This window comes from Mesorhizobium sp. ISC11 (genome assembly GCF_037162595.1).
Lineage (GTDB): Bacteria > Pseudomonadota > Alphaproteobacteria > Rhizobiales > Rhizobiaceae > Mesorhizobium > Mesorhizobium ciceri.
In genome coordinates, this window is record NZ_JAVSPW010000001.1 from 3,558,075 (window position 1) to 3,583,384 (window position 25,310).

Here is a 25,310-nt window from a genome sequence, read left to right on the forward strand (position 1 = left end):
ACTTTGCGTTGCCGGAGGAAAAACAAGCTCGGGTGAAGTATAGGCTGGGAACGAACATGCGGAGTCCGCCATGAACCATGTAACCTTCGCCAGCAGCTCGCCTCGCAGGATCCGCCAGAGCAATTCGGTAGCGACGCTGAACGCGCTCCACCGCTTCGGCCCTTTGAGCCGGGCCGATCTCGCCAGGCATATGGGGGTCAACCGCTCGTCCGCCGGCAATATCGTCCTGGAGTTGGTCGAGGCCGGACTCGTTCGCGAAGTAGCGGAGAACGATATCGCGAATCCGGCGGGCCAGCCCAGGGCCGGAAGACCGGGTATCCTCGTGGAAATCGTGCCTGAAGCCGTTTTCTTCGCCGGCATAGAGATCGGTGTCGAACATATGACATGCATCGAGATCGATCTCGCGGGCAAGATCGTTCGCAGCGCCATGACGCGCTTCGAAGGACACGACAGCGATCCGGAGGCCGCGGTCCACATGGCGATCGAACAGGTGTTTCTCGAGATGCGGAAGGATAGCCTGGCGCGATGTCAGGGCATCGGCATCGCGGTGCCCGGACAAATGAACCAGGACGGTTTCATCCACGTCGCACCGATCCTGGGGTGGCGCAATGTCGATCTCACAGGCCTTGCCCGCAGCCTTCTTCCGGCCGAGATTCCGGTATCCGCGGAAAATGACGGCAACGCATTCGGCATCGGCATCACATACAGCCAGCCGGAAGCGGCGAGCGGCGTCACCTTCTTCATGGTCATCGAGAACGGCGTCGGTGGCGGAATTGTGATCGACGGCAAGTTGTTCCGCGGCGGCAATGGCCTGGCCGGAGAAGTCGGCCACCTCAAGACACGGAACCCGACATACCGGAATCTGGAGCAGGCCTTCGGGCGCGACCGCATCCTGTCATCCTATCGCCAGTACAGGCCGGACGCCGACTTGGACTTGTTCCTGCGTGACGTCCGCGATCGTGTTCCTCAAGCGGTGCAGCTCGCCGAAGAATGGGCTGTCTTGTTCGCATTTGCAGTCGTGCAGATCTCGCGGCTGATCGACCCGAACCGCATCGTGCTGGGCGGGTCCGTCGCGGAATTGTATCCATTGGTCGCCGCACGGGTCGACGCGCATATCCGCGAGCTCCAGGCCGCGACCTTTCCTATCCCCGAGATCGTTTTCAACGAGAGCGCCATCTATGGAGCTGCCTTCGGAGCCGCTTGCATGATGCATCAACGCTTCATGTCGCTCGACAACCAGATGCTCAACAAGGACGCGGTTTCCGGTCCAGACGCCTCGGCGTCGTGAAACCGCAAACGACACCACACCCAGGATTGGACGCTTGATGAACGACCTCCCCCAAACGCTTGCACCGGACTCGCTCGGGCCAACCGTGACGATTGGAGAAATCCTGGTAGAGATCGTCGCGAGGCAGACAGGCACCGGCTTCCGGGAACCGATCGACCTCATTGGTCCCTTTCCGAGCGGCGCGCCCGCCATCTTCATCGATCAATGCGCGCGTATGGGCGGAGCGGCGGCAATGGTGGGCGTGGTGGGCGACGACGATTTCGGCGCGGTCAATATGGAGCGCCTGAAGCGAGACGGCGTAGACACTTCCGCCATCGCTGTTTCCGCGGATTATCCGACGGGCAGCGCCTTTGTCCGCTACCGCACGGACGGAAGCCGCGATTTCGTCTACAACATCGCCAAATCCGCCGCCGCTCGACTGGAATGGACCCCGCAGGTCGAGGCGCTGATCGCGCGTTGCGGGCATATCCACGTCATGGGAACGGTGTTCGCAAGCCCCGCGGCCTGGGCGATCACCGAACGCGCGATCCCGCTGATCAAGGCACGCGGCGGCACCCTGTCGCTCGATCCGAACCTGCGCAAAGAATTACTGGCGCACGGCCAGACCGAGGAGAAATTCGCGAGCCTGGTGGACAAAGCGGACCTGCTGCTGCCGTCGGGCAATGAATTGTTCCTGGCCGCCGGCATGGATGGCGAGGAACGCGCAATCGAGGCGCTGTTCAAACGAGGGGTCAAGGAGATCGCCGTGAAGCGTGGCGAACATGGCGCGTCAGCCCATCAAAGCACGGGCGCCAGTGCCGATTGTCCCGGCCTCATCGTCGAGGAAACGGACCCCACCGGCGCCGGCGACTGTTTCGGCGGAGCCTATGTCGCATGCCGGCGGTTGGGGATGCCGCTGCGGACTTCGCTCGAATTCGCCAATGCGGCAGGGGCGCGCAACGTCACACGCCTCGGTCCCATGGAGGGAGCCGGCACGCGGGCCGAACTGGAAGATTTCATGGCAAGAACGGCGAGAAGAAGCTGATGCGTGTGGCGATCGAAGATGTGCCGGCCCTGCACAGGGAAGGCAAGAAAATCGGGGTGACCTCGGTGTGTTCGGCACACCCGTTGGTGCTCAAAGCTGCACTGCGCCACGGCCGGGAAACCGGCACCACCGTCCTGATCGAAGCGACGTGCAACCAGGTCAATCATCTGGGCGGTTATACGGGCATGACGCCGTCCGATTTCGCGGCGATGGTGAAAGCGCTCGCGGCAGTCGAGCAGTGCCCGACAGAGCTGATCGTGCTTGGCGGGGATCATCTCGGTCCCAATCCCTGGAAAGACCGGCCCGCCGAGGAGGCGATGGCGCAGGCCGGGACAATGATCGATGCTTATGTCCGCGCCGGCTTCCGCAAGATCCACCTCGATGCGTCGATGGGCTGCGCGGGTGAACCGGCGGCGCTAGACGACCATACGGTGGCCGAGCGCGCAGCCAGAATGGCGGGCGTCGCGGAACAGGCGGCCGCGCAGAGCGGCGGGGCAAGCCCGGTCTACATCATCGGGACGGAGGTGCCGCCTCCCGGTGGCGCCGATCACGCTTTGGATGCGATCACCCCGACCAGTCCGGAGGCGGCTCGCCAGACACATGCCATTCACGCCAAAGCATTCCAGGCCGCCGGGCTTGAAAGCGCGTTTTCCCGCGTCATCGGGCTTGTCGTGCAGCCGGGCGTGGAGTTCGGCAACCAGAATGTGATTTTTTACGATCGGACCAAGGCCAGCGATCTGGCAGCAACTCTGAACACATTGCCGTCGCTCATTTTCGAAGCCCATTCGACGGACTATCAGGGCGAGAGGCCGCTGCGTGAACTCGTCGAGGATGGCTTCGCCATCCTCAAGGTCGGCCCCGAGCTGACCTTCAAACTGCGCGAGGCGCTGTACGCGCTCGACCTGATCGCTTCCGATCTGGTGCCTTTCTATGGCCAGCGGCCGCTTTATCAGGCCATGGAAGAGCTGATGCAAGCCGTGCCCAAGAACTGGGCAAGCCACTATCATGGCAGCGATGCCGACAGACGGACGCTGCGCCACTACTCCTATTCCGATCGCATCCGATATTATTGGGCGACCCCGCAAGCCCGTGCCGCCTGCGACCGGCTCTTCGACGCGTTGAAGGGCCGCAAGGTGCCGGTGATGCTGTTTCTCCAGCACCTGCCTTCGGCGCTCGCTTGGGCCGCCCGCGGCTGCGACGTCGAGGAGATCGCGATCGATCACGTCCAGCGAAGCATCGAGATCTACGCCCGGGCATGCGGCACCTGAGCCCTCGTCCGGTTCTTCAAGCCCAGAGCGGATGGGCTGGCGGGCCGCAGAAATACTTACAGCGATGGTCCCAATCGGATCGGGCTGCCGTCGCTGAAACGGGATTGACGGAACCTGTGGAGATTGTGCCTGGGCTCGTTGCCCTGGATCAAATCGGACAGAATGCGGCCCATTCCGGGTCCTATGCCGAAGCCGTGGCCACTCATCCCGGTCGCGACAACGAGGCCTGGTATCGCAGCGGCGCGATCGACGATGGGCACGACATCAGGCATCGCATCGATCATGCCCGCCCAGCTCGCCTTGAGCGGTACGGTCGTGAACTGAGGGAAAAGCTCCCTGAACCCGCCGTCGATGGCGCGGAGCGCCGACGTCTCGGGAGCTGGATTGAGGACGCGCATCCGTTCGAAAGGGCTTTCTTCATCCGCGTTCCATCTGCGCGGGGTCGACCAGCCGTCCGGGTAGCCTCGCGGCGCGGCCGGCAGGTAGCGTGTGCCGAACGGATTGGCCATCAGGGCGCTGACATATTTGCCTGCATGGCGAAATGCGTCCGGCCCTATGTAGAGTTGGCTGCTGCCTCCCGATGCGAGCGTGTACCCGCCATCCTGCCTGCGCCGGAAAGCGATGCGTTCGTCCGCGGCGGCACCGGCGTGGATTTCCGCCATCGGCGCTGTCGCAGCGACGGTCGCCCTGACGCTGAGCTGCGGAATCGAGATGCCGTGGGCGCGCAGGAACAGCGACGTCCACGCGCCGCTGGCGACGAGGACGCTCGAGGCCGCGATGAGCCCTTTCTCGGTCCAGACGCCACTGATGCGTCCCGCGGAGATGTCGAGCATACGTGCCGCGCAATTCTCGATGATCGTCGCGCCTTCGCGGGCCGCCAGGCGAGCAAGCGCGGGCACGGCGACCCAAGGTTCTGCCCGCATGTCCGATGGAGTGATCATTGCGCCTTTGAACAGTCGCGACATGGCCGGGATCAGGCTTGCCAGCTCACCCTGGTCGAGGAGACGCGTGTCGACGCCATGAGCCTGGGCGATCTTCAGGAATTTCGCGAAACCGGCCATCTCCTTGTCTGTTCGCGCAAGATAGGTAACGCCCGTCTGCTTCAGTCCTATGTCCTCGCCACATTCCTGTGCCAGTTGCCGCCAGAGGCGCTGCGCTTCGATGACGATCGGCAGTTCGTCGGCATCGCGGCCCTGCTGCCGGATCCAGCCCCAGTTGCGCGAGGATTGCTCGGCGGCGATGCGTCCCTTTTCCAGCAGCGTCACCGAGACGTTCCGGCGCGCCAGGAACAGTGCCGTGGTCACGCCAATGACCCCGCCGCCGATGATCACGACGTCCGAGGTCCTCGGCAGGGGCTGCTGGAACTGGATCGGGGTGGCTTCGGTGAAGGGGAAGATTGTCAAAGAGCACTAACCTTTGGTATTCCGCAGCGGCGTCCGGTCTACGCACTTGATATCAGGGCAGCGATATCTGGCCGCCGTGAGATGTCGATACCACGCGAGGAGATTGATCGTCAGCTGCTGCTTGCCGGGAACGACGAGGCCAGATCGCGGCGCCGGCAAATCCACGCTTCTGAAATCAATTTCCCGGGCTCATGGCGCCGACCGGGGGCACGCTTGTCTTCAACAGCGAGTCGATCGCCGGCCAGGCGCCGGAAAAGCTATGCCGGAAGGGCCTGGCACTGGTGCCGGAAGGCCGCAGTATCTTCCGGACACTGACGGTGCGGAAGAACCTGCTGCTCGGCGGCATGATCCGCAAGGACAAGGCCGAAGCGGCCGCCGATCTGGGAACGGGTTCTGGAAATCTTTCCGATCCTCAGGACCCGCTACCGCGGCGTTGCCGGCCACCTTTCCGGCGGCGAGCAGCAGCAGCTTGCTATCGCCCGCGCCATCCTGCAGCGCCCGTCGCTGATGATGATCGATGAACCGTCGCTTGGCCTTGCGCCGCTGGTGATCGACCAGGTCTACGAAAGCCTCCGCCAGCTTAACGCCAGCGGGCTGACCCTGCTCGTCGTCGAACGGTCCACCGCTCGCATTCTCGACCTCGCTTCCCGCGTCTACGTGCCGCGCAACGGCCATAACGCGCTGGAGGGTTCGGCAAGCGAGCTTGCCGACGGACATGCGCTGGAAAAGGCCTATTTCGGCTATGGCGATCGTCAGACGGCGCACGCATAATCGGGCAGGCAAGGGCTACAACAATGATTTTCGACTACTGCGTCATCGGCGGCGGCATCGTCGGCCTGGCGACGGCCATGCGGCTGCTGGAAACATATCCCGGCTGCAGCCTGATCCTGTTGGAAAAAGAGGAGGCTCTCGGCAAGCACCAGACCGGCCACAACAGTGGTGTCATCCATGCCGGCATCTACTATCCGCCAGGCAGCCTGAAGGCCGAGCTCTGCCGCAAGGGCGCGGATGCCACCAAGGCCTTCTGCCAGGAGAACGGCATCCGCTTCGATGTCTGCGGCAAACTGCTCGTCGCCACCTCCGCACTCGAAGTGCAGCGCATGGAGGCGCTCCACGAACGCTCGAAGCAGAACACGATCGAAGTCCGGCGCGTCAGCGAGGGTGAATTGAAGGAGCGGGAACCGAACATCCGCGGTCTCGGCGCGCTTTTCGTGGCCTCGACCGGCATCGTCAGCTATGCCGATGTCTGCCAAGCCATGGGGCGGCGCATCAGGGCGCTTGGCGGCGAGATCCGCCTGTCGACGCGCGTCACCGGCATTCGCGAAGTCATCGATTCCGTCGATATCGCGTCGGCCGGCGAAAACTGGCAGGCGAAAAAACTGGTGGTCTGCGGCGGTCTCCAATCGGACCGGCTGGCCGTGCTCGCCGGGCTTTCAATCGAGCATCGCATCGTTCCCTTCCGCGGCGAATACTATCGCCTTCCCGCATCGAAGAACGACATCGTCCGCCATCTGATCTATCCCGTCCCGGATCCAGCCCTGCCCTTCCTTGGCGTGCACCTGACGCGGATGATCGACGGCAGCGTCACGGTCGGGCCGAATGCCGTTATCGGTTTTGCCCGCGAAGGCTATCCACGGCTTTCGTTCAATGTTTCGGACATGGCCGACTACGCGCTGTTTCCCGGCTTCTGGAAAACCGTGTTCGCCAACCGCGGATCTGCGGTAACGGAACTCCGCAACTCGCTCTGGAAGCCAGGCTATCTGGAGGAGTGCCGGAAATACTGTCCGAGCCTCGAGCTCGCCGACCTGCTCCCGCACGAAGCAGGCATCCGCGCGCAAGCCGTGCGCAAGGACGGTGCCCTCATCCATGATTTCCTGTTCGCACAAACGGACCGCATGCTGCACGTCTGCAACGCGCCTTCCCCCGCCGCCACCTCGGCGATCCCGATTGCAGAGATGATTCGAGATCGCCTCATACAGGGCTGCTGAAAATGAGGCGGTACGCACTGGAGCCCAACTGAACGCTGGAGTATCTGTCTTGGCCAAGAAGGGAATTAGGGCACCGGCCGCGGCCAACGCAGCTTTTGCGTCGGAACCAGATCGGCGCACCACCAGGCCAGCAATGCCGCTCCCGGCGAGAGGGTAGCAACTTGGCCTGCGGTTTCCGCAAGCAAAGGTTCCGTGTGGACGACGGCTTTTTTGGCTGCGCAAAGATCTCAGGCGAAACGACGGCTGACGTCATTGGCAGGGTTCGCTCCGGGCTAACCGCCATTTTGTTGACCGTCATAGCTGGACGGCCTCCCTATGGCACCAGAATGGTACACGTCCATAGGACGCACCGACACCCAAGCCAGCCTAGCTAACCAGAAGCCTTTAAGTCTTTGATGTCGCTATTTATGGTACCGTTGGCTGGGATCGAACCAGCGACCTCCGGATCCACAATCCGGCGCTCTAACCATCTGAGCTACAACGGCACGTTGCCTGAGCGGATCGAAACAGAAACTCATCCGCCGCTCTGTCGTTCGGCGATGCGTCCTTACGGGCTTATGGATTCTAATTCAAGGCTTTTGGAAAGCAAAGGTCACTTCCCAACATCGGCGCGGCATTCGCCCAGCAAGAAGGCGCAGGCAAGGACCAGGCGACGGACAAAGAAAAAGGCCGGCGGGAGGAGGTGCCGGCCTTTCCCTGTTACGAGCCAGCGGGAGGAGGTGCTGGCTGGTCACCCCGGGGAGCAGAGGGAGGAGGTTCCACTCACCGGGTATTCCTTGATGGCTGCCATCATACACCTGATCGTTTTTAAGAAAATGCGACCTTTTGTTGCATCTTCAGATCATGCGCAAATGTTAGGCAACCTTGATTTCCTTCATCGCCTTCTCGAAGGCGGTCTTGATCGGCTTGGAGACGTCCTCGGCGGCCTTGGAGGCAACGGCCTGGAAGTCCTTGGCCTGCTCGACGGTCGATTCGACGCGCTTGCGCAGGAAGGCGGTCTGCAGCTCGACGACTTCCGACAGCGACTTGGCGCCGATCAGGGCTTCGAGGTGGGAAAAACCGGCCTCGGCATTGGCACGCAAAGCGGAGATGGTCTTGAGCGACAGGTCGTTGGAAACGGTCTTGGCGGTCTCGTAGGTCGACTCCAGAGCCTTCTGGGTCTCCTCGGCGCCGGTCTTCAGCTTGGCATAAGCCTCTTTCGACTGCTCAACGCCCTTTTCGGCGAAAGCGCGAATCTGGTCAGTCGCCTTGGAAGCGTCGAAGCTCGGGAATTCAACGTTTTCGATCGTCTCGGCGGTCTTGGTCCTGGACATTTTCCATCCTTTTCAGCGGCAGCGGCTTTGACAGAAAGCCGTCTCGTTCATGTATGATGGCAATATAAAGGCAAATTTTGTGCATTGCAATATCTTTGTTGCAGTGCACCATAAATTTCTTTTGGGCCGTTAACCAAGAGCCCAGATTCCAGCCTTTGCACGTTCTGGCTTGTGGACCTTCGCGCCTCCGGCTTTTATTAACAAAGCGTTAACTGCAAAATCGCCGCTCCGTGAGGTCCGCCAAGCGCATGCCGTCCGAATATTCCTTCCTCGATGTCGCCGTGCTCGACGCGGTCCGCCAGCGCTTTGCCGCAGGCGACGCGATCGCGATCCTGTCGGCGGATCTGGAGCAGGTGATCTGGGCCAATGGGCCAGGAGCCGCGATGTTCGGTTATCCCGACATCGAGGCGATCATAGGCGCCTCGGCGCAGTTGCCCGTGATCGCCAGGCGCCAGATCATGGCGACCAGTGGATTTCCCGAGATTGGCAGCGACCGCGCCATCATGGTGCGGCTGGCGACCGGCATGACCAGCCGCGCCGTCGGCTTCCTGGCCAGTGCGGTGACCATGCCGGACGCCGAGAAGGCGATCATGCTGGCAGTGCCGGCGGCTCAGACAGGGTCACGCAGTGCCGGCGAAATCGCCGCGCGCGCCATTAGCGGCTTCACCGAGGACGGTCATTTCATCGCCTTTGTCGATGCCAGGGGCAACGTCGAGGCGGCCTCGGAAGGATTTTCGGCACTGGGCATCCGGCCGGAGACGCTGGCAGCACTGGTTGCCGACGTCGCAGCCGAGAGCGACCGCATCGTCAAGCGCCTTGTCCCGGGCGGCACGGCCTCCTACCCGGCAGGTCTGGCAAGATTGACCGAGGAGCGGCATCTGCTGGTGGTGATCGACGAGGACCAGCTCGACGACACAGCCCCTGCGGGCGAACACCTCACGCAAACCATTGCCGAGGCGGCACCAGCTGGCGATGCGGCTTCGCAGCCGGAACAGGGTCGCGAGACACCGACCGAGGAACCAGGCGCCGCACTGCCGACCGAGGACGTCGCCGCATCGCAGCCGCATGCGATCACCGACGCGATCGGGCAGGCGCCGACGGCTGCCAATAGCGATCAGGCGGCAGCAGAGCCCACACCGGCGCAACACGACCATTGGTACTTCAACGCCGGCGAGGACGGAGGGGAACAGGCGCCGCGACCAGCTGCGTCCGGACCTGAAGCGCCTCAAGAACCGGCGGCCCTGGAAGTCCAGTCCACCTCCGCGGCCACGCCGACGACCGTCTCGGCGATAGACCGCGCAGCGGCGCCGGTGCGCTTCGTCTGGCGCACCGATGCCGAAGGCAAGTTCAGCGCGCTGTCGCCGGAATTCGCCGACATCGTCGGCAAGCCGGCGGCCGACGTGATTGGCCGACGCTTCAGGGATGTCGCCGCCACATTCGGCCTCGACCCCTCGGGCGAGATATCGGGGCTCCTCGAACGGCGCGATACCTGGTCCGGACGCTCGGTGCTGTGGCCGGTCGTCGGCACCGATCTGAAGATACCCGTCGACCTGGCGGCGCTGCCTGTCTATGGCCGCAGCCGCGCCTTCGAGGGTTTCCGCGGCTTCGGCGTCGCCCGCGCCAGCGACGCGGTCGTCGATCCGGAGGCCATCGGCATGGCGCTGGTGCCCAATGGCCGGGCGCCGGCAACGCCGGAACCGCAAGTCATCCAACCCGCGCTCGAACAGCCGAAGGCTGAGGAGCCCAGGGCCGAGGACGCTCAGGCATCGGATCCGTTCAAGGGCGAGGTGCCGGCGCTGACCATCGTGCCGAAACAGGAGCGGCGCTTTGCCGACAAGGTGATCCGGCTCGCCGAACATCGGCAGCCAGCCAACGACAAGGGCCTCTCGACCCTGGAACGCAGCGCCTTCCGCGAAATCGGCGAGCGGCTGAAGAAGGAGAGTGCTCCGGTCGAGCCACCAGAGACTGAGACTGCTGAGGCGTCGGCAGCGGAGACCGAGGCTCCGGTCAAGGCGTCCGACGACCCGATGCGCACCGGCGGCACCCCTGCGTCAGGGCCAGAGAACGAACCGGTCGAGCCATCCGAGACCGATGTCGATGCCGAAGACGAGCAGGATCTGGCACGGCTTGACGGTCACCCGGACGAAGCGGCTCGTGAAGCCCCCCCTGGGATGAATGTGACGGGCTCGTTGCTGGACTATGCCGGCCAAGATGACGAACGTGGCCCCGGGGCGGCGGAACCAGAGAACACCGCTGCGGTTTCGCCCGGCGAAGAGCCTGAAGCCACTGACGCGACACATGACGTCCTCGATGACGACAGCATGACGTCAGCAGATTTTCGCGATGCCGAAGACAGCGAGGATTGGGCGCAGCCCGACGAGGAAGCCGCATCGCCTGACGAGCAGGCGGTTGCCGAGCAAGCCGTCAATGCAGGCGACGCTGCGGAAATACGCGTCGAGCGCCCTCGCCTGCAGGTTCCGCCGCTCAAGGCCGAAGGGTTCGTGCCTTCGGCGTTTTCCGCGGGAGATGAACACAAGGCCCCGGACACGTCGCTGCTCGGTAAGCTGCCCGTGCCGCTGCTCATCCATTCCGGAGACCAGTTGCACTATGCGAACGAGGAATTCCTCAGCCTGACCGGCTACGAGGCGCTCGACGATCTGGCGGATGCCGGCGGCCTCGGCGCGTTGTTTGCCGACCCCTATGCCGACGACGGCGTTTCCGACGGCACCGATCGCGCGCTGCGGCTGAAGACGCGTGATGGACAGGAATTCCCGATCGAGGCCATTTTGCGCTCTGTCCCCTGGCGCGACGGCAAGGCGCTGATGCTGGTCGTGCGACGCTCCGGCGAGGATGATGCGCCGGCGAGCCTGCATGTGGTTGGCGACGAGCAGACGCAGCCGGATATTTCCGAGCTCAAGGCGCGCATCGCCGAGATGCGCACCATTATCGACACCGCCACCGACGGCGTCGTGCTGATCGGCCGTGACGGCACCATCCGATCGATCAGCCGGCCGGCCGAAGCACTGTTCGGCTTCGACAGCGACGATGTGACCGGCAAGCCGTTCGCCTCGCTGTTTGCCATCGAAAGCCAGCGCGCGGCACGCGACTATCTCAACGGACTGTCCGAGCCCGGCGTGGCGAGTGTCATGAACGACGGCCGCGAGGTTATCGGGCGCGAATCGCAAGGCCGCTTCATTCCGCTGTTCATGACCATCGGCCGGCTGCCCAACGACAGCGGCTTCTGCGCCGTCGTTCGCGATATCACGCAGTGGAAGCGGGCCGAAGAGGACTTGACGCAGGCACGTGCGGTGGCCGAGCGCGCGTCCTCGCAGAAGACCGATTTCCTCGCCCGCATCAGCCACGAGATCCGCACCCCGCTCAACGCCATCATCGGCTTTTCCGAACTGATGGTCGACGAGAAGTTCGGACCTGTCGCCAACGACCGCTACCGCGACTATCTGCGCGACATCAACCGCTCGGGCAATCATGTGCTCGACCTGGTCAACGACCTGCTCGATATCTCCAAGATCGAGGCCGGCCAGCAGGAGATGGCCTATGAGGCGGTGTCGCTCAACGACACGCTGGCCGAGACGGTGGCGATGATGCAGCCGCAGGCCAATCGCGAACGGGTCATCATCCGCTCCAGCTTCGCTTCGCGGCTGCCGGAAGTGGTGGCGGACCTGCGCAGCGTGCGCCAGATCGCGCTCAACATCCTGTCGAATGCCATCCGCTACACCCAGGCCGGCGGCCAGGTGATCGTCTCGACCGCCTATGAGACGTCGGGCGACGTCGTCATGCGGGTGCGCGACACCGGCATCGGCATGAGCCATGCCGAGATCGAGCAGGCGCTGAAGCCGTTCAAGCAGATCAACGCGCTGAAGCGCGGACGCGGCGACGGCACCGGGCTTGGACTGCCTTTGACCAAAGCGATGGTGGAAGCCAACCGTGCCCGGTTCACCATCAATTCGACACCGGGCGAAGGCACCTTGGTCGAGGTGGCTTTTCCATCGACCCGTGTCCTTGCGGAATAGATCAGCCCTCCACGCTTCGATCCCGATAAAAAGAAAAAGGCGCCCAAAGGCGCCTTAAGAGATGGGATTGCTGTCACAACGGGGGCTTGAGCGAATTCGGATCCTCGGGGCTGAGGAACGGGATTTCTCCCTCAAGTTACCTGCGACTATCGACGCCGGACCTTAACAACTCCTTACCGGGGCGCCGGAAAATTTACGAATGTGTACCACTCATGAAATCTAGGTAAATTCTAGCGAGATATTTCGTTAACCATGCCGGAACGTCTTTTTTCATGCATGTCGTTGTCTCAAAACCGGGCCACTTTTGAGCGACATGCATTAGCAGCTACTCGGCCAATTGCGGCAGGTTCTTGAACAGCTCAAGCGCCTCTGGATTGGCGAGCGCCTCCTTGTTCTTGATGGCGCGGCCATGCACCACGTCGCGCACCGCAAGCTCGGTGATCTTGCCCGATTTGGTGCGAGGGATGTCGGTGACGGCGACGATCCTTGCCGGCACGTGACGCGGGCTCGCGCCGCTACGGATTTTTGCCCGTATGCGTTTTTCCAGATCCTCGTCGAGCTGCACGCCGGCGGCCAGGCGCACGAACAGGATGACGCGCACGTCGTTGTCGAAGTCCTGTCCGATGCACAATGCTTCCAGGATCTCAGGCATCTGCTCGACCTGATTGTAGATCTCCGCCGTGCCGATCCTCACCCCGCCCGGGTTGAGCGTGGCGTCGGAGCGGCCATGGATGATGAGGCCGCCATGCTCGGTCCATTCGGCGAAATCGCCATGACACCAGACATTGTCGAAGCGCTCGAAATAGGCCGCCCGATACTTCTTGCCATCGGGGTCGTTCCAGAAGCCGATCGGCATCGCCGGAAAGGCTTTTGCGCAGACCAACTCGCCCTTCTCCTGTCGGACCGGCCTGCCGTCGTCGTCCCAGACATCGACGGCCAGGCCGAGGCCGGGTCCCTGGATCTCGCCGGTCCAGACCGGCTGCGTCGGCACGCCGAGCACGAAGCAGGAGACGATGTCGGTGCCGCCGGAGACCGAGGCCAGATGTACGTCCTTCTTGATGCCGTCATAAACAAAGCGGAAATCTTCCGGCGACAGCGGCGAGCCGGTGGAGGAGATTGCCCGCACAGTGGACAGATCATGCGTGCGGATCGGCTTGAGGCCGGCCTTGCGCACGGAATCGATGAACTTGGCCGAGGTGCCGAGGAAAGTCATCTTCTCGGCATCGGCGAAATCGAACAGCACATTGCCGTCGGGGTAGAAGGGCGAACCGTCATAGAGCAGCAGCGTCGCACCCGAAGCGAGCCCCGACACCAGCCAGTTCCACATCATCCAGCCGCAGGTGGTGAAGTAGAAAAAGCGGTCGCCGTCGGTGAGACCGGCATGCAGCCGGTGTTCCTTGACATGCTGGATCAGCGTGCCGCCGGCCGAATGGACGATGCATTTGGGAATGCCGGTCGTTCCCGACGAAAACAGGATGTAAAGCGGATGCGAAAACGGCAGCGGCTCGAAGGCGACGGGCTTGTCGGCGAAGGGCGACAGCGCCTCTTCCAGCGCCACCGCCTTGTCGATGGTCCCGGCAACATCGCTCGATGTGCCGAGATAGTCGACGACCAGGATCTTGTGGACAGTGCCGAGCTTGGCCGCGACCGCGGCGATCTTGTCGGCGACTTCGATCGCCTTGCCATTGTACCAATAGCCATCCGGCGCGATGAAGACGACGGGCTCGATCTGGCCGAACCTGTCGAGCACGCCCTGCTCGCCGAAATCGGGAGAGCAGGACGACCAGACGGCGCCGATCGAGGCGGCGGCCAGCATGGCGGCGACGGTCTCCGGCATGTTGGGCATCATGGCGGCAATGCGGTCGCCCTTCTTCACCTTGAGCGACAGGAAAAGCTGCTGCAGCCGCGAGGTCAGCGCGTGCAACTCGTTCCAGGACAGCCGGCGCTCGACCTTGTCTTCGCCGCGAAACACGATTGCGTCGCCTGAGCCGGTCTTCTTCAGCAGATTCCCGGCGAAATTCAGTGTCGCTTCGGGAAAGAAAGAAGCGCCGGGCATCTTGTCACCGTCGACGAGCAGCTTATCGCCCTTGTCGCCGACGATGCCGCAGAAATCCCAGACCAGGCTCCAGAACCCTTCACGGTCCTCGACCGACCAGGCGTGAAGCTGCGAATACGAGGAAAACGCTACGCCGGCTTTCACTCCGGCGGCCTTGGTGAAGGCGGTCAAGGGTGCTGCGTCAATCTGGTCTTGCGTCGGTGTCCAGAGCGGTTGTTCGGCAGCCATGATCGTTCCTCCACGGTCGCCATCGCTTATGCATATCGCGGCGCAGCAGAGCAAGATTTTGTTCGGCTGATGCGACCAGATGTGCGCAAATGCCATCGCCGGGCCATAAAGACTTGAAATGCCTCAGCCCTAAGTCGTAGTGACAACTTGAAGTCGTAGTGACGGCCGGAAGTCCTGGTGACGACCGGGGCCGTGGTGACGACCGGGGTTACACCCGTCGGGCGATTGTCGGAATGGAAGCATACGGGGCCATATGCCATCATCTATGATCCGGCGCGGAATATGGGCGATCGGCGCTGCCGTGATCGTCGTCGCGCTGGTCGTTGCCGCCCTGCCGCTGATTGCCTCCACCCGTATCGTGCGCGACCGCATCGCCTGGGAAATGAGTGCGTGGAGCGGCTTCCGTGTCGCCATCGACGGTTCGCCGCGTATCGAGGTCTGGCCGACATTCCGCGCCATCCTGACCGATGTGACGCTGTCACAATGGACCGACACCGAGGCGCCGCCGGTGGTCGAGGCAGAACGGGTCGAGGTCGACCTTTCCGCCATGGCGGCCTTGCGCGGCGACGTGGTGTTTTCGACGGCGCGGCTGGTGCGGCCGACGATCCGGGTCCAGCGCACGCCTGCCGGCCTTTTCCTGCCCGCTGTCCCGACCGGCGGGCGCATCACGCGCTCCATCGACACGGCGCGCGGCCTGGTCAACGCCGACCCCGCCAAACCGGACCTCGACAAGCTGCCTACCGACACCTTCGGCACGGTCGAGTTTCGCGACGGCCGCATGGTAGCCTCCATCGGCGGCAAGGACGTCGAGATCCTGAGCAGTTTGAACGGTCAGGCAAATTGGGCGGCGATGAACAGCAATGCGACGCTGTCGGCAACCGGCATCTGGCGGGGCGAAAGCGTCGCGCTGGACGTCGCCTCGGCCAAACCGCTTGTGCTGTTTGCCGGCGGCACGGCGCCGCTGACACTGTCCTTCAAGGCGGCGCCCGCCACCTTCTCGTTCGACGGCACGGCCAGCATGTCTGAAAATACCTATTTCGACGGTCAAGCGAAGTTCTCGGCACCCTCGCTGCGGCGTGTCCTGGAATGGTCGCAGGCCGGCATCGCTCCGGGTGCGGCGATCGGCTCGGTCAGCATTTCGAGCAAGATCACCGCGACCGGCGGGCGCGTCAAGTTCGACAACACGGCGATTGCACTCGACAACAATCCGGGGATGGGTGCGCTGGACCTCTCGCTTGGTGAAGCACAACCTGTGATCTCCGGCACGCTCGCCTTCGACACGCTCGACCTCAGATCGTTTCTGTCGGCCTTCACCCCGCTGGTGCCGACCGGAGGAGCGGGGCCTGGCGAAATCGACACAAGTTTCGCCGACAAGATCAATCTCGATCTCAGGCTGTCGGCGGCGCACGCCACGGCGGGGCCGATCCAGCTCGCCGACGTCGCCGCCACCGCACAGGTCAAGGATGGTCTGTCCGTCTTCGACATCTCCGATGCCTCGGCCTTCGGCGGCAACATCCAGACCAGCCTTCGCTTCGATCGCAAGCCGGAAGGCTCGCAGGTCGAAATCCGCCTTCTGGCGTCCGACATCGACGGCGGTGCTTTCGGCACGGCGGCGGGGATGACGCGGCTGGTGCCGGTCGGCACGGGCACCGTCTCGGTGATCCTCAAGGGGCCGGGCAGAACCTGGGATTCCATCTTCGACAATGCCGACGGCTCGGTCTCGGCGACCTTCGGGCCGGGTGCGTTGAGCAAGCTCAACCTGCCGGCCTTCCTCAAACATACCGAACAGGGCGGCTTCTTCGCGCTCGACGATGTCTCCGACGGAACATTGCCGATCGACGGTGCCGAGATCAAGGCCACCATTTCGAAGGGCGTGGCGCGAATCGACAAGGCCGAGGCCAATTCAGCGAAGTACAAGATCTGGCTGTCCGGCATCGCGTCCTACGCCGGGCGCGGACTGGCCTTGTCCGGCGGCGTCATTCAGCCTGACCAGGCGGCAACGCAGGCCAACGGCCAGCAAGGCCCCAACCAGTCGTCGTTCTTCGTCGGCGGAACCTGGAGCACGCCGTTCATTTCCCCGATCAGCCGCGGCGTTTCCGGGGAATAAGCGGTCGCCTTTTCGTCTTCAGCCGCGTTGCGCGGCCTGCTCGTCGAGCTGGCGCTGCACCTCACGCCGCTTGTTGGCAAGCGAGGCGATGATGACGCCGATCGCCACGACGGCGATCAGGATGGTGCAGGCGGCGTTGATTTCCGGCGTCACGCCGAGGCGAACCTGGCTGTAGATCTTCATCGGCAGCGTCGTCGCGCCCGGCCCGGAGGTGAAGCTGGCGATGACCAGATCGTCGAGCGAAAGGGTGAAAGCCAGCATCCAGCCGGAGACGATCGCCGGCATGATGACCGGCAATGTGATCTGGAAGAAGGTCTTCACCGGCGTTGCGCCAAGATCCATCGCGGCTTCTTCCAGCGAGCGGTCGAAAGTCATGAGCCGCGACTGCACGACCACGGCGACGAAGCACATGGTCAGCGTGATGTGGGCGAGCGTCACGGTGAGGAAGCCGCGGTCGAGCCCGACGGCGACGAAGAGCAGCAGCAGCGACAGGCCGGTGATGACTTCCGGCATGACCAGCGGCGCAAAGACCATGCCGGAAAACAGCACCCTGCCCTTGAAGCGCGTGTAGCGGGTCAAGGTGAGTGCCGCCAGGGTGCCCAGCACCGTCGCAACCGTGGCCGAGATCAGGCCAACACGCGCCGTCACCCAGGTCGCGTCCATGAGACCCTGGTTGTGGAATAGCGAGACGTACCATTTGGTCGAGAAACCGCCCCAGACCGTGACCAGTTTCGATTCGTTGAACGAGAAGACGATGAGCAGCACGATCGGCAGGTAGAGAAAGGCAAAGCCAAGCACGATCGAGGTGATGTTGAAGCGGCTCCAGGTGGCGTTCATGAGGTCACCTGTCCATTTCCTGAGCGCGCGCCTGAGCCCGCTGGAAGAGCATGATCGGCACGATCAGCAGCAACAGCAGGATGACGGCCACGGCCGACGATACCGGCCAGTCGCGATTGGCGAAGAACTCGTTCCACAACGTCTTGCCGATCATCAGCGTCTGCGATCCGCCGAGCAGATCGGGAATGACGAATTCGCCGACGGCCGGAATGAACACCAGCAGACAACCGGCGATGACGCCGGGCAGCGACAGCGGAAAGGTGATTTTCCAGAACGCACTGGTCGGCGGGCAACCGAGGTCCTTGGCCGCCTCGATCAGCGAATAGTCCATCTTCTCGAGCGCGGAATAGAGCGGCAGCACCATGAACGGCAGGTAGGAATAGACGATGCCGATGAAGATCGCCGTATAGGTGTTGAGGATGATCAGCGGCTGGTGGATGATGCCGGTGGCGAGCAGCAGCTGATTGAGCAGCCCTTCGGGCTTGAGAATGCCGATCCAGGCGTAGACGCGGATCAGGAACGAGGTCCAGAACGGCAGGATGACCAGCATCAGCAAGGTCGGGCGGATCGTCGCCGGCGCGCGCGCCATGCCGTAGGCGATGGGGTAGCCGACGAGCAATGTCAGGACCGTCGAGACCGCGGCGATGATGACGCTGGTCACATAGGCGTTGAAGTAGAGCGCGTCCTGCGTCAGCCAGGTGTAGTTGTCGAGGCTGAGCTGTTTCAGCTGAGCCAGGAACCCGGAAATGCCGCCGCTGAAATCGAGCGCCGGCGTATAGGGCGGGATGGCGATCGCCGTCTGCGACAGCGAAATCTTGAAGACGATGACGAACGGAATGAGGAAGAAGAACAGCAGCCAGACATACGGGATGATGATGACCAGTCGGCCAACGAAGGCAGCACCCAGCCTGGCAAGGATGGATTTGCCGGCATTGGATGCCGGCGAGGCTGATGAGGTGGTGACGGCGGCGCTCGACATGGTCGCCCCCTACCGCGTCAGCACGACGCCGGCGTCGGGCCGGAAGGAAACCCAGGCGCGGTCGTTCCAGCTCAACGGATCCTCGGTGATGCGGGCCGCGTTCATGGTGCTGGCGCGCACCACCTGGCCGTCGTCCAGCCTGACATGATAGACGGTCATGTCGCCGAGATAGGCGATATCGTAGACCTCGCCCTCGATGGCGTTGACGGCCTCGGCCGGCTTCTTCGACGACACCTTGATCTTTTCGGGCCTGATGGCGAAGGTGACGGCCGTCCCGGCCCCGGCGGTGCCGGCATTGTCGGTGCGGATGGTGATGCCGTTGCCGGCGTCTATGCTGGCGCTGCCCGCCTCGCCACGCGCGATCTTGCCCTCGAACATATTCACGTTGCCGACGAAGCCAGCGACGAAACGCGATCCCGGCGCCTCGTAAACTTCGGCCGGCGTTGCCACCTGCATCACCTCGCCCTTGTCGATGATGGCGATGCGATCGGCCATGGTCATCGCCTCTTCCTGGTCGTGGGTGACGACGACGAAGGTCAGGCCGAGATTCTGCTGCAGGTCCATCAGTTCGAACTGCGTCTCTTCGCGCAGCTTCTTGTCCAACGCGCCGAGCGGCTCGTCGAGCAGCAGCACCTTCGGCCGCTTGGCGACCGAGCGGGCGAGCGCGACGCGCTGGCGCTGGCCGCCGGACAGTTGATGCGGCTTGCGCTTGGCGAACTGCTCAAGCTTGACCAGCTTCAGCATCTCGGCAACGCGCGATGCGATTTCGGGCTTCGGCATGCCGTCCTGCTTGAGGCCGAAGGCGATGTTGTTCTCGACCGTCATATGCGGGAACAGCGCATAGGACTGGAACATCATGTTGACAGGCCGCCGGTAGGGCGGGATGCCGCGCAGATCCTGGCCATCGAGCAGAATGCGGCCGGCTGTCGGCTCCTCGAAGCCGGCGAGCATTCTGAGCAGCGTCGACTTTCCGCAACCGGAAGCACCGAGCAGCGCGAAGAACTCGCGCTCGAAGATGGTCAGAGACAGATTGTTGACGGCGGTGAAGTCACCGAACTTCTTGGTGACGTTGTCGAACTGGATGTACGGCTTGGCGTTCGGGTCGTTCCACGGTGCAAAATCCCTGCGGATGCTGCCAAGCGATTTCATGTCCCACTCCGTCCTGATTTTCTTGCTTCTTGCCCCAGGTAAAAACGGTCCCGGCAGGTGACTGCCGGGACCGTGTCGGATTGCTTACTGGCCGGTGACGATCTTGGTCCAGGTGCGCGTGATGACGCGCTGTGTCTTGGGATCGTATGGCGAGACGGTGTAGAGCTTCTTTATGGTCTCGGCATCAGGATAAACCGAGGGATCCTCCAACAGTGCCTTGTCGACGAATTGCTGCGAAGCCTTGTTGCCGTTTGCGTAGAGCACGTAGTTCGACGACTTGGCGATAACTTCCGGCTTCATCATGTAGTTGATGAACTCGAGCGCCTCCGCGACATGCGGCGCGTCGGCAGGGATCGCCATCTGGTCGAACCACATCTGCGCACCCTCCTTCGGCACGGAATAGCCGATCTCGACGCCCTGCTTGGCCTCGACCGCGCGATTGCGGGCCTGGAACACGTCACCCGACCAGCCGACGGCCAGGCAGATATCGCCGTTGGCGAGCGCGTTGATGTATTCGGAGGAATGGAACTTCCTGATATAAGGTCGGACCTTGAGCAAGGTCTCCTCGGCCTTGGCGATATCGTCGGGCGATGTGCTGTTCGGGTCGAGGCCGAGATATTTCAGTGCAGCCGGAATGATGTCGGCCGGCGAGTCCAGCACGTAGACGCCGCAGTCCTTCAGTTTGGCCAGGCTGTCGGGGTTGAAGAAGACATCCCAGCTGTCGATCTTGTCGGTGCCGAGTGCCGCCTGCACCTTCTTGATGTTGTAGCCGATGCCAACCGTGCCCCACATGTAGTTGACCGAGTATTCATTGCCGGGGTCGTACTTGGCCGTGCGTTCCGAAACCGTATCCCACATGTTGGAAATGTTGGGCAGCTTCGACTTGTCGAGCTTCTGGAACACGCCGGCCTGGATCTGGCGCGCAAGGAAATTGCCGCTGGGCACGACGACGTCATAGCCGCTGCCGCCGGCAAGCAGCTTGGTCTCAAGGATTTCGTTGGAATCGAAGGTATCATAGACGACCTTGATGCCGGTTTCCTTGGTGAAATCGTCGATGATCGAACTGTCGATGTAGTCCGACCAGTTGAAGACGTTGACGACACGATCTTCGGCGTGACCGCCGACGGTGAAAAATGTCAGGAATGCCGACGTTGCCGAAAGCCAGAGCGCTTTGCGGATCATGCTATTCTCCTTTGATGAGTGTTCCTTCACCGGCTCGTCGCGACATCAGCGCGACCGGCATTTTCTTCAGACTATTGAGCTTTCCAAGGGGCGACAAGCGCGAACTGCCGAGACCATGCAGGCGGTTCGATGAGATGGTTGGATGCCCCTGAGGCGGCCTGGGAGGCGTGCCAATACCGTCAGAGGCTTTCGCCATGGCGCGGGCAGAGATACGACGATATGGTCCGGTCCCGATCGGACCGGCTGGGAGACTTGGCAAGATACGCCTGTCTTGTTGTTGCCGTATTCCCAGCCTGCCCGTGCCGCAGCGACGTTGTCAATGGCAAAGCTGCAGGCCGCTTCAATTAGGTGACGGCACCCCGGTGACCCCTGCGCGTTCGGGCCTTGCCTGGCGCTTGAATTCGAGCCCGATATGGACGAGCAGCGCCGTGACCACAACCGCGCCGCCGATGATGGTGCGCCCCGACGGCACCTCGGAATGAATGAGCCAGACCCATATCGGGCCGAGGATCGGCTCGAACGTGCCGAGCAGCGCCGCGATGGCCGCCGGGATCAGTCGCGCGCCGGTGGCGAAGAAGGCCAGGCCGAGGCCGAGATTGACCACGCCGAAGGCAAACAGAAAGCCCATGTCACTGACAGATACGGTGAGGGTCGATGCCTGCGAGACGGCAAAGCCGGCCGCGAGCATGGTGCCGAGGCACGTCGCCGGCGTCATGCGCACGCCGGAGAACCGCCGGGTGATGACGGTGGCGACTGAAAACATGACCGCGATCAACAGCGCCAGCCCATCGCCTATGGGCGAGACGGCGCCATCGAGCGATTCCGACACCATGATGGCGACGCCGGTGATGACGGCGGCGATTGCCACCCAGGTCGCGACACCAACCCTTTCGCGAAACAATGCCCAGGCAAACAGCGCCGCCAGCAACGGCACGCCTGCCTGCATCAAAAGGATGTTAGCGACGGTGGTGTAGGCGAGCGCCACGACGAAGGCGGTCGATGCCGTGGCAAAGCAGATCCCGACGGCAAGGCCGGGCAACCCCATGTCACGGAACAGCTTCAGCATGCCACGCCAGCCGTCACGCCAAACCATGAAGCAGACCAGGAAGGCGGCTGCCCACACGGATCGCCAGAAAATGACCGTCCAGCTGTCACCGACAGTGATGAAGCGGGCGATGGCGCCGCCGAAACTCCACATCAGCGCCGACAGGAAGACCAAAAGCATGCCGACGCGCTCCTCGCGCGGCGAGACGGCTGGCGATGCGACGATCGGCGATGCGGTATCGATCATGGCTGCCACTGTCGGGCTCTTGTGGACGGGACGATGCGCAAGGGACGACAAAAAGATGCTCTGTTCGCGTAACGCAAAGGCGCAGGCCGGAACTGAGCCAGCGGCCGCCGACAATTGTGGCACCTTGCTCCATTTCAGAAGAACACGGCGTCACTGAAAATCGAAAGCACTCAGGCCCGTCACCATCTCGTCGAGGCCGAGCGGGCGCGTCACCGGCGGTTCTGCCCGTGCCAGGCAGCCGACGCGTTCGCAAAGCCGGCAAGCAGGCCCGACCGGCGTCGCCGCGACGGTGCCGGCCTTTGCGGTGATTGCCGCACCGGGCAATGCCGCGCCATAGACGATATCGTCACGAAAGCCGATGTCGCAACCGAGCAGCAGCGCGGTGCGGCGCGGGCGTTCCGAGAATGCGCCTTGCGGCCCTTCCAGCGTGCGGGCGATGCACAGGAACTCGGCGCCGTCGGGCATTTCCACTGCCTCGACGAAGACCTGGCCGGGCTGGGTGAAGGCGACATGCACGGGCAGCTTGGGACAGCCGCCGCCAAAGCGGCTTTGAGGAAAGCCCTGGCTGCCGGCCTTGCGGAAGCGGTTGCCGGCATTGTCGACCTCCAGCATGAAAAACGGCACGCCCGAGGCACCCTGCCGCTGCAGCATGGTCAGCCGGTTGGCCGCCTGTTCGAAGGAGACCCCGAAGCGCGAACGCAGAACATCGATGTCATAGCGGGCGCGCACGGCAGCCGCGTGAAAGGCCTGATAGGGCATCATCAGCGCATGCGCCGCATAACGGCCAAGTTCGAAGCGGGCCAGGCGGCGCGCCTCGTCGGTGCTCAGCTTGAGCGCCTGGATCTCGCCGGCGACCGCGACCGTCATGCGGATCAGGCAGGCCTCCATCGCGACTTCGCGCAACTGGTCGAACGGCGACAGGCGTTCGGACAGGAACAGGCGCTGCGAATGACGATCGTAACGGCGGCGCCAGTTCGGCATGGTCGCGACCGGCAGCACCTTGACCACGATGCCATATTCGCGCTTCAGCCAGGCCTTCAGCGCGCCGAACAGATCGTCGCCGGGATCGAGCACCGAGGTGAACGCCGCGGCCTCCTCCTCGAGGGCAACGAAATGGTTCGGCCGGCGCTCGAAAATCTCGTGCACCTCGTCGATCGGCAGGCGGGCGCCGGAAAGCGCCGTCGCCCGACCTTCGCGCGCCAAAAGCTCGTTGAGGTCGGACAGGCGCTCGGCCTGCTCGCGATAGGCGCGGAACAGCTTTATCACCGCCGCGGACGCATTGGGCGCCGCCTCGGCAAGCTCGATCAGTTCCTGATCACCCGGCAACTCGCCGACCAGCAGGGGATCGGTGAACACTTCCTTCAAGGCAGCGACAGATCCCCTCGCCTCGCCCTGCAGCTCGTGTGGATCGACCTTGTAGACGGAGGCCAGCCTGAGGATCAGCTGCACCGTCAGCGGCCGCTGGTTGCGCTCGATCAGATTGAGGTAGGACGGCGAAATGCCGAGACCCTCGGCCATCGCCGTCTGGGTCAGGCCCTTGGCGTTGCGAATGCGGCGGATGCGCGGCCCGGCGAAGATCTTCTGGTCAGCCACGGACTGTCCTTTACAGCAATTTACACGAATTCCTGGGCACGGGCCTTTTACAATAATGACAAATTACAACGCACTTCTGTCAAACGCAACACAGGTTTTCTCTTATATCCTCTCAGTTTACCTGATTTTTGTGGCTGATGTCGCGCAGAAATGTAAATCCAGTCATACCCAACTACCCCCAAATGATTGACGCCTTGACACAGATCAGCAATTCCTCGGAGTGACCAATGACTGATTTTTACAACCTCGTCCCATCGGCGCCGGAAGGTCGCTTCGACGGTATCGAACGACCCTACTCGGCGGCGGATGTGAAGCGTCTGCGCGGTTCGGTGCAGATCCGCCAGAGCCTTGCCGAAATGGGCGCCAATCGGCTGTGGAAGCTCATCCACGAGGAGGACTTCGTCAACGCGCTCGGCGCCATGTCCGGCAATCAGGCGATGCAGCAGGTGCGCGCCGGGCTGAAGGCGATCTACCTGTCGGGCTGGCAGGTTGCCGCCGACGCCAACACGGCTGGCGCGATGTATCCGGATCAGTCGCTCTACCCGGCCAATGCGGCGCCTGAACTGGTCAAGCGCATCAACCGGACGCTGCAGCGCGCCGACCAGATCGAGACCTCCGAAGGCAATGGGCTTTCGGTCGAAACCTGGTTCGCGCCGATCGTTGCCGACGCCGAAGCTGGCTTCGGCGGGCCGCTCAACGCCTTCGAAATCATGAAGGCCTTCATCGAGGCGGGCGCCGCCGGCGTCCACTATGAGGACCAGTTGGCGTCGGAAAAGAAATGCGGCCATCTCGGCGGCAAGGTGCTGATCCCGACTGCGGCGCACATCCGCAACCTCAACGCCGCGCGCCTGGCGGCGGACGTGATGGGCACGCCGACCCTGGTCGTCGCGCGCACCGATGCGGAAGCCGCCAAGCTGCTCACCTCCGACATCGACGAGCGCGACCAGCCTTTCGTCGACTACGACGCCGGGCGCACGGTTGAAGGTTTCTATCATGTCAGGAACGGCATCGAGCCCTGCATTGCCCGCGCCATCGCCTATGCGCCTTACGCGGATCTGATCTGGTGCGAGACCTCGAAACCCGACCTGGCGCAGGCCAGGAAATTCGCCGACGGCGTGCGCAAGCATCATCCCGACAAGCTGCTCGCCTACAATTGCTCGCCGTCGTTCAACTGGAAGAAGAACCTCGACGACGCGACGATTGCCAAGTTCCAGAAGGAGCTCGGCGCCATGGGCTACAAGTTCCAGTTCATCACGCTCGCCGGCTTCCACCAGCTCAACTACGGCATGTTCGAACTGGCGCGCGGCTACAAGGCGCGGCAGATGGCGGCCTATTCCGAGTTGCAGGAAGCGGAGTTCGCGGCCGAGGCCGATGGCTACACCGCGACCAAGCATCAGCGCGAGGTCGGCACCGGCTATTTCGACGCCGTGTCGATGGCGATCACCGGCGGCCAGTCGTCGACCACCGCCATGCATGAATCGACGGAGCACGCGCAGTTCAAACCGGCCGCCGAATAGCGAACAGAAAAACTCAGAGGAAACGCCCGACAGGGCTTGGGACACAAGGAGAAAAC

At 63.0% G+C, this 25,310-nt stretch carries 18 protein-coding genes and 1 tRNA gene; 9 read left to right on the forward strand and 10 right to left on the reverse strand.

All coding sequences use genetic code 11. The features are described 5' to 3' along the window. Positions 1–70: 70 nt before the first annotated feature. From RPF88_RS17505 to RPF88_RS17515, 3 genes are read left to right on the forward strand one after another with little or no spacing between them, the layout of a single operon-like run. Positions 71–1,288 (forward strand): ROK family transcriptional regulator, encoded by a 1,218-nt coding sequence (locus tag RPF88_RS17505; RefSeq protein WP_337122733.1) that lies wholly within the window; start codon positions 71–73, stop codon positions 1,286–1,288. Between the two features lie 37 nt (positions 1,289–1,325). Then, a complete protein-coding gene (locus RPF88_RS17510) occupies positions 1,326–2,312 on the forward strand; it encodes a tagatose kinase (protein WP_337122735.1) in 987 nt (328 codons plus the stop codon). Then, positions 2,312–3,580: a D-tagatose-bisphosphate aldolase, class II, non-catalytic subunit gene (locus RPF88_RS17515; protein ID WP_337122736.1), complete on the forward strand. Its 1,269-nt coding sequence runs from the start codon at positions 2,312–2,314 to the stop codon at positions 3,578–3,580. The genes RPF88_RS17510 and RPF88_RS17515 overlap by 1 nt, the downstream gene beginning before the upstream one ends. Positions 3,581–3,636: 56 nt before the next feature. Here the strand turns inward: RPF88_RS17515 and RPF88_RS17520 are convergent, their stop codons facing one another. Next, positions 3,637–4,983 (reverse strand): NAD(P)/FAD-dependent oxidoreductase, encoded by a 1,347-nt coding sequence (locus RPF88_RS17520; RefSeq protein ID WP_337122737.1) that lies wholly within the window; start codon positions 4,981–4,983, stop codon positions 3,637–3,639. A gap of 191 nt (positions 4,984–5,174) precedes the next feature. Between RPF88_RS17520 and RPF88_RS17525 the strand changes: the two genes are divergently transcribed. The 3 genes from RPF88_RS17525 to lhgO are packed head-to-tail and all read left to right on the forward strand — an operon-like array spanning position 5,175 to position 6,971. After that, on the forward strand, positions 5,175–5,504 hold the full coding sequence (locus RPF88_RS17525) for a hypothetical protein (protein WP_337122738.1): 330 nt from the start codon (positions 5,175–5,177) through the stop codon (positions 5,502–5,504). Next, complete coding sequence (locus tag RPF88_RS17530) at positions 5,392–5,754, forward strand: ATP-binding cassette domain-containing protein (RefSeq protein WP_276325704.1); 363 nt, start codon at positions 5,392–5,394, stop codon at positions 5,752–5,754. The genes RPF88_RS17525 and RPF88_RS17530 overlap by 113 nt, the downstream gene beginning before the upstream one ends. Positions 5,755–5,780: 26 nt before the next feature. Then, positions 5,781–6,971, forward strand: coding sequence for an L-2-hydroxyglutarate oxidase (gene lhgO / locus RPF88_RS17535; protein WP_198032110.1), 1,191 nt, complete (start codon positions 5,781–5,783; stop codon positions 6,969–6,971). Positions 6,972–7,379: 408 nt separating this feature from the next. Here the strand turns inward: lhgO and RPF88_RS17540 are convergent. Both RPF88_RS17540 and RPF88_RS17545 read right to left on the reverse strand, forming a co-directional pair. Then, a tRNA-His gene (locus RPF88_RS17540) sits at positions 7,380–7,456 on the reverse strand. Positions 7,457–7,825: 369 nt separating this feature from the next. Next, positions 7,826–8,284, reverse strand: a complete 459-nt coding sequence (locus RPF88_RS17545; protein ID WP_013530255.1) for a phasin — start codon at positions 8,282–8,284, stop codon at positions 7,826–7,828. A 248-nt stretch (positions 8,285–8,532) separates the two neighbouring features. Between RPF88_RS17545 and RPF88_RS17550 the strand changes: the two genes are divergently transcribed. Continuing rightward, the gene (locus RPF88_RS17550; RefSeq protein WP_224621457.1) at positions 8,533–12,315 is read left to right on the forward strand and encodes a PAS domain S-box protein; all 3,783 of its coding nucleotides are present in this window, start codon (positions 8,533–8,535) and stop codon (positions 12,313–12,315) included. A 325-nt stretch (positions 12,316–12,640) separates the two neighbouring features. On the opposite strand, the gene RPF88_RS17555 is transcribed toward RPF88_RS17550, so the two are convergent. Further along, complete coding sequence (locus RPF88_RS17555) at positions 12,641–14,599, reverse strand: acetoacetate--CoA ligase (protein ID WP_337122739.1); 1,959 nt, start codon at positions 14,597–14,599, stop codon at positions 12,641–12,643. A 253-nt stretch (positions 14,600–14,852) separates the two neighbouring features. Here RPF88_RS17555 and RPF88_RS17560 point away from each other — a divergent pair, with 253 nt between their 5' ends. Continuing rightward, positions 14,853–16,706 (forward strand): AsmA family protein, encoded by a 1,854-nt coding sequence (locus RPF88_RS17560; RefSeq protein WP_027035711.1) that lies wholly within the window; start codon positions 14,853–14,855, stop codon positions 16,704–16,706. An 18-nt stretch (positions 16,707–16,724) separates the two neighbouring features. Here RPF88_RS17560 and RPF88_RS17565 read toward each other — a convergent pair whose 3' ends face one another. The 6 genes from RPF88_RS17565 to RPF88_RS17590 form a co-directional block, all read right to left on the reverse strand. Next, entirely contained in the window at positions 16,725–17,543 is an 819-nt protein-coding gene (locus tag RPF88_RS17565; protein ID WP_013530251.1) for an ABC transporter permease, read from the reverse strand. A gap of 4 nt (positions 17,544–17,547) precedes the next feature. After that, complete coding sequence (locus tag RPF88_RS17570) at positions 17,548–18,522, reverse strand: ABC transporter permease subunit (protein ID WP_224621460.1); 975 nt, start codon at positions 18,520–18,522, stop codon at positions 17,548–17,550. Between the two features lie 9 nt (positions 18,523–18,531). Continuing rightward, positions 18,532–19,671, reverse strand: coding sequence for an ABC transporter ATP-binding protein (locus tag RPF88_RS17575; protein ID WP_013530249.1), 1,140 nt, complete (start codon positions 19,669–19,671; stop codon positions 18,532–18,534). An 84-nt stretch (positions 19,672–19,755) separates the two neighbouring features. Beyond that, positions 19,756–20,853: a polyamine ABC transporter substrate-binding protein gene (locus RPF88_RS17580; RefSeq protein ID WP_013530248.1), complete on the reverse strand. Its 1,098-nt coding sequence runs from the start codon at positions 20,851–20,853 to the stop codon at positions 19,756–19,758. Positions 20,854–21,193: 340 nt separating this feature from the next. After that, the gene (locus RPF88_RS17585) at positions 21,194–22,144 is read right to left on the reverse strand and encodes a DMT family transporter (protein WP_063170073.1); all 951 of its coding nucleotides are present in this window, start codon (positions 22,142–22,144) and stop codon (positions 21,194–21,196) included. Between the two features lie 150 nt (positions 22,145–22,294). After that, positions 22,295–23,737, reverse strand: coding sequence for a helix-turn-helix domain-containing protein (locus RPF88_RS17590; protein WP_337122740.1), 1,443 nt, complete (start codon positions 23,735–23,737; stop codon positions 22,295–22,297). 227 nt (positions 23,738–23,964) lie between these two features. Between RPF88_RS17590 and aceA the strand changes: the two genes are divergently transcribed. After that, complete coding sequence (gene aceA / locus RPF88_RS17595) at positions 23,965–25,254, forward strand: isocitrate lyase (protein ID WP_024505756.1); 1,290 nt, start codon at positions 23,965–23,967, stop codon at positions 25,252–25,254. The last annotated feature ends 56 nt before the right edge of the window (positions 25,255–25,310 follow it).

What these genes read in the sequence shown, in the direction of transcription:
- RPF88_RS17515 (WP_337122736.1), top strand. Translation starts at nt 2,312, where the DNA reads ATGCGTGTGGCGATCGAAGATGTGCCGGCCCTGCACAGGGAAGGCAAG.
- aceA (WP_024505756.1), top strand. Translation starts at nt 23,965, where the DNA reads ATGACTGATTTTTACAACCTCGTCCCATCGGCGCCGGAAGGTCGCTTC.
- RPF88_RS17525 (WP_337122738.1), top strand. Translation starts at nt 5,175, where the DNA reads ATGGCGCCGACCGGGGGCACGCTTGTCTTCAACAGCGAGTCGATCGCC.
- RPF88_RS17550 (WP_224621457.1), top strand. Translation starts at nt 8,533, where the DNA reads ATGCCGTCCGAATATTCCTTCCTCGATGTCGCCGTGCTCGACGCGGTC.
- RPF88_RS17510 (WP_337122735.1), top strand. Translation starts at nt 1,326, where the DNA reads ATGAACGACCTCCCCCAAACGCTTGCACCGGACTCGCTCGGGCCAACC.
- RPF88_RS17575 (WP_013530249.1), bottom strand. Translation starts at nt 19,671, where the DNA reads ATGAAATCGCTTGGCAGCATCCGCAGGGATTTTGCACCGTGGAACGAC.
- RPF88_RS17555 (WP_337122739.1), bottom strand. Translation starts at nt 14,599, where the DNA reads ATGGCTGCCGAACAACCGCTCTGGACACCGACGCAAGACCAGATTGAC.
- RPF88_RS17580 (WP_013530248.1), bottom strand. Translation starts at nt 20,853, where the DNA reads ATGATCCGCAAAGCGCTCTGGCTTTCGGCAACGTCGGCATTCCTGACA.
- RPF88_RS17560 (WP_027035711.1), top strand. Translation starts at nt 14,853, where the DNA reads ATGCCATCATCTATGATCCGGCGCGGAATATGGGCGATCGGCGCTGCC.
- RPF88_RS17505 (WP_337122733.1), top strand. Translation starts at nt 71, where the DNA reads ATGAACCATGTAACCTTCGCCAGCAGCTCGCCTCGCAGGATCCGCCAG.
- RPF88_RS17565 (WP_013530251.1), bottom strand. Translation starts at nt 17,543, where the DNA reads ATGAACGCCACCTGGAGCCGCTTCAACATCACCTCGATCGTGCTTGGC.
- RPF88_RS17585 (WP_063170073.1), bottom strand. Translation starts at nt 22,144, where the DNA reads ATGATCGATACCGCATCGCCGATCGTCGCATCGCCAGCCGTCTCGCCG.
- RPF88_RS17570 (WP_224621460.1), bottom strand. Translation starts at nt 18,522, where the DNA reads ATGTCGAGCGCCGCCGTCACCACCTCATCAGCCTCGCCGGCATCCAAT.
- RPF88_RS17545 (WP_013530255.1), bottom strand. Translation starts at nt 8,284, where the DNA reads ATGTCCAGGACCAAGACCGCCGAGACGATCGAAAACGTTGAATTCCCG.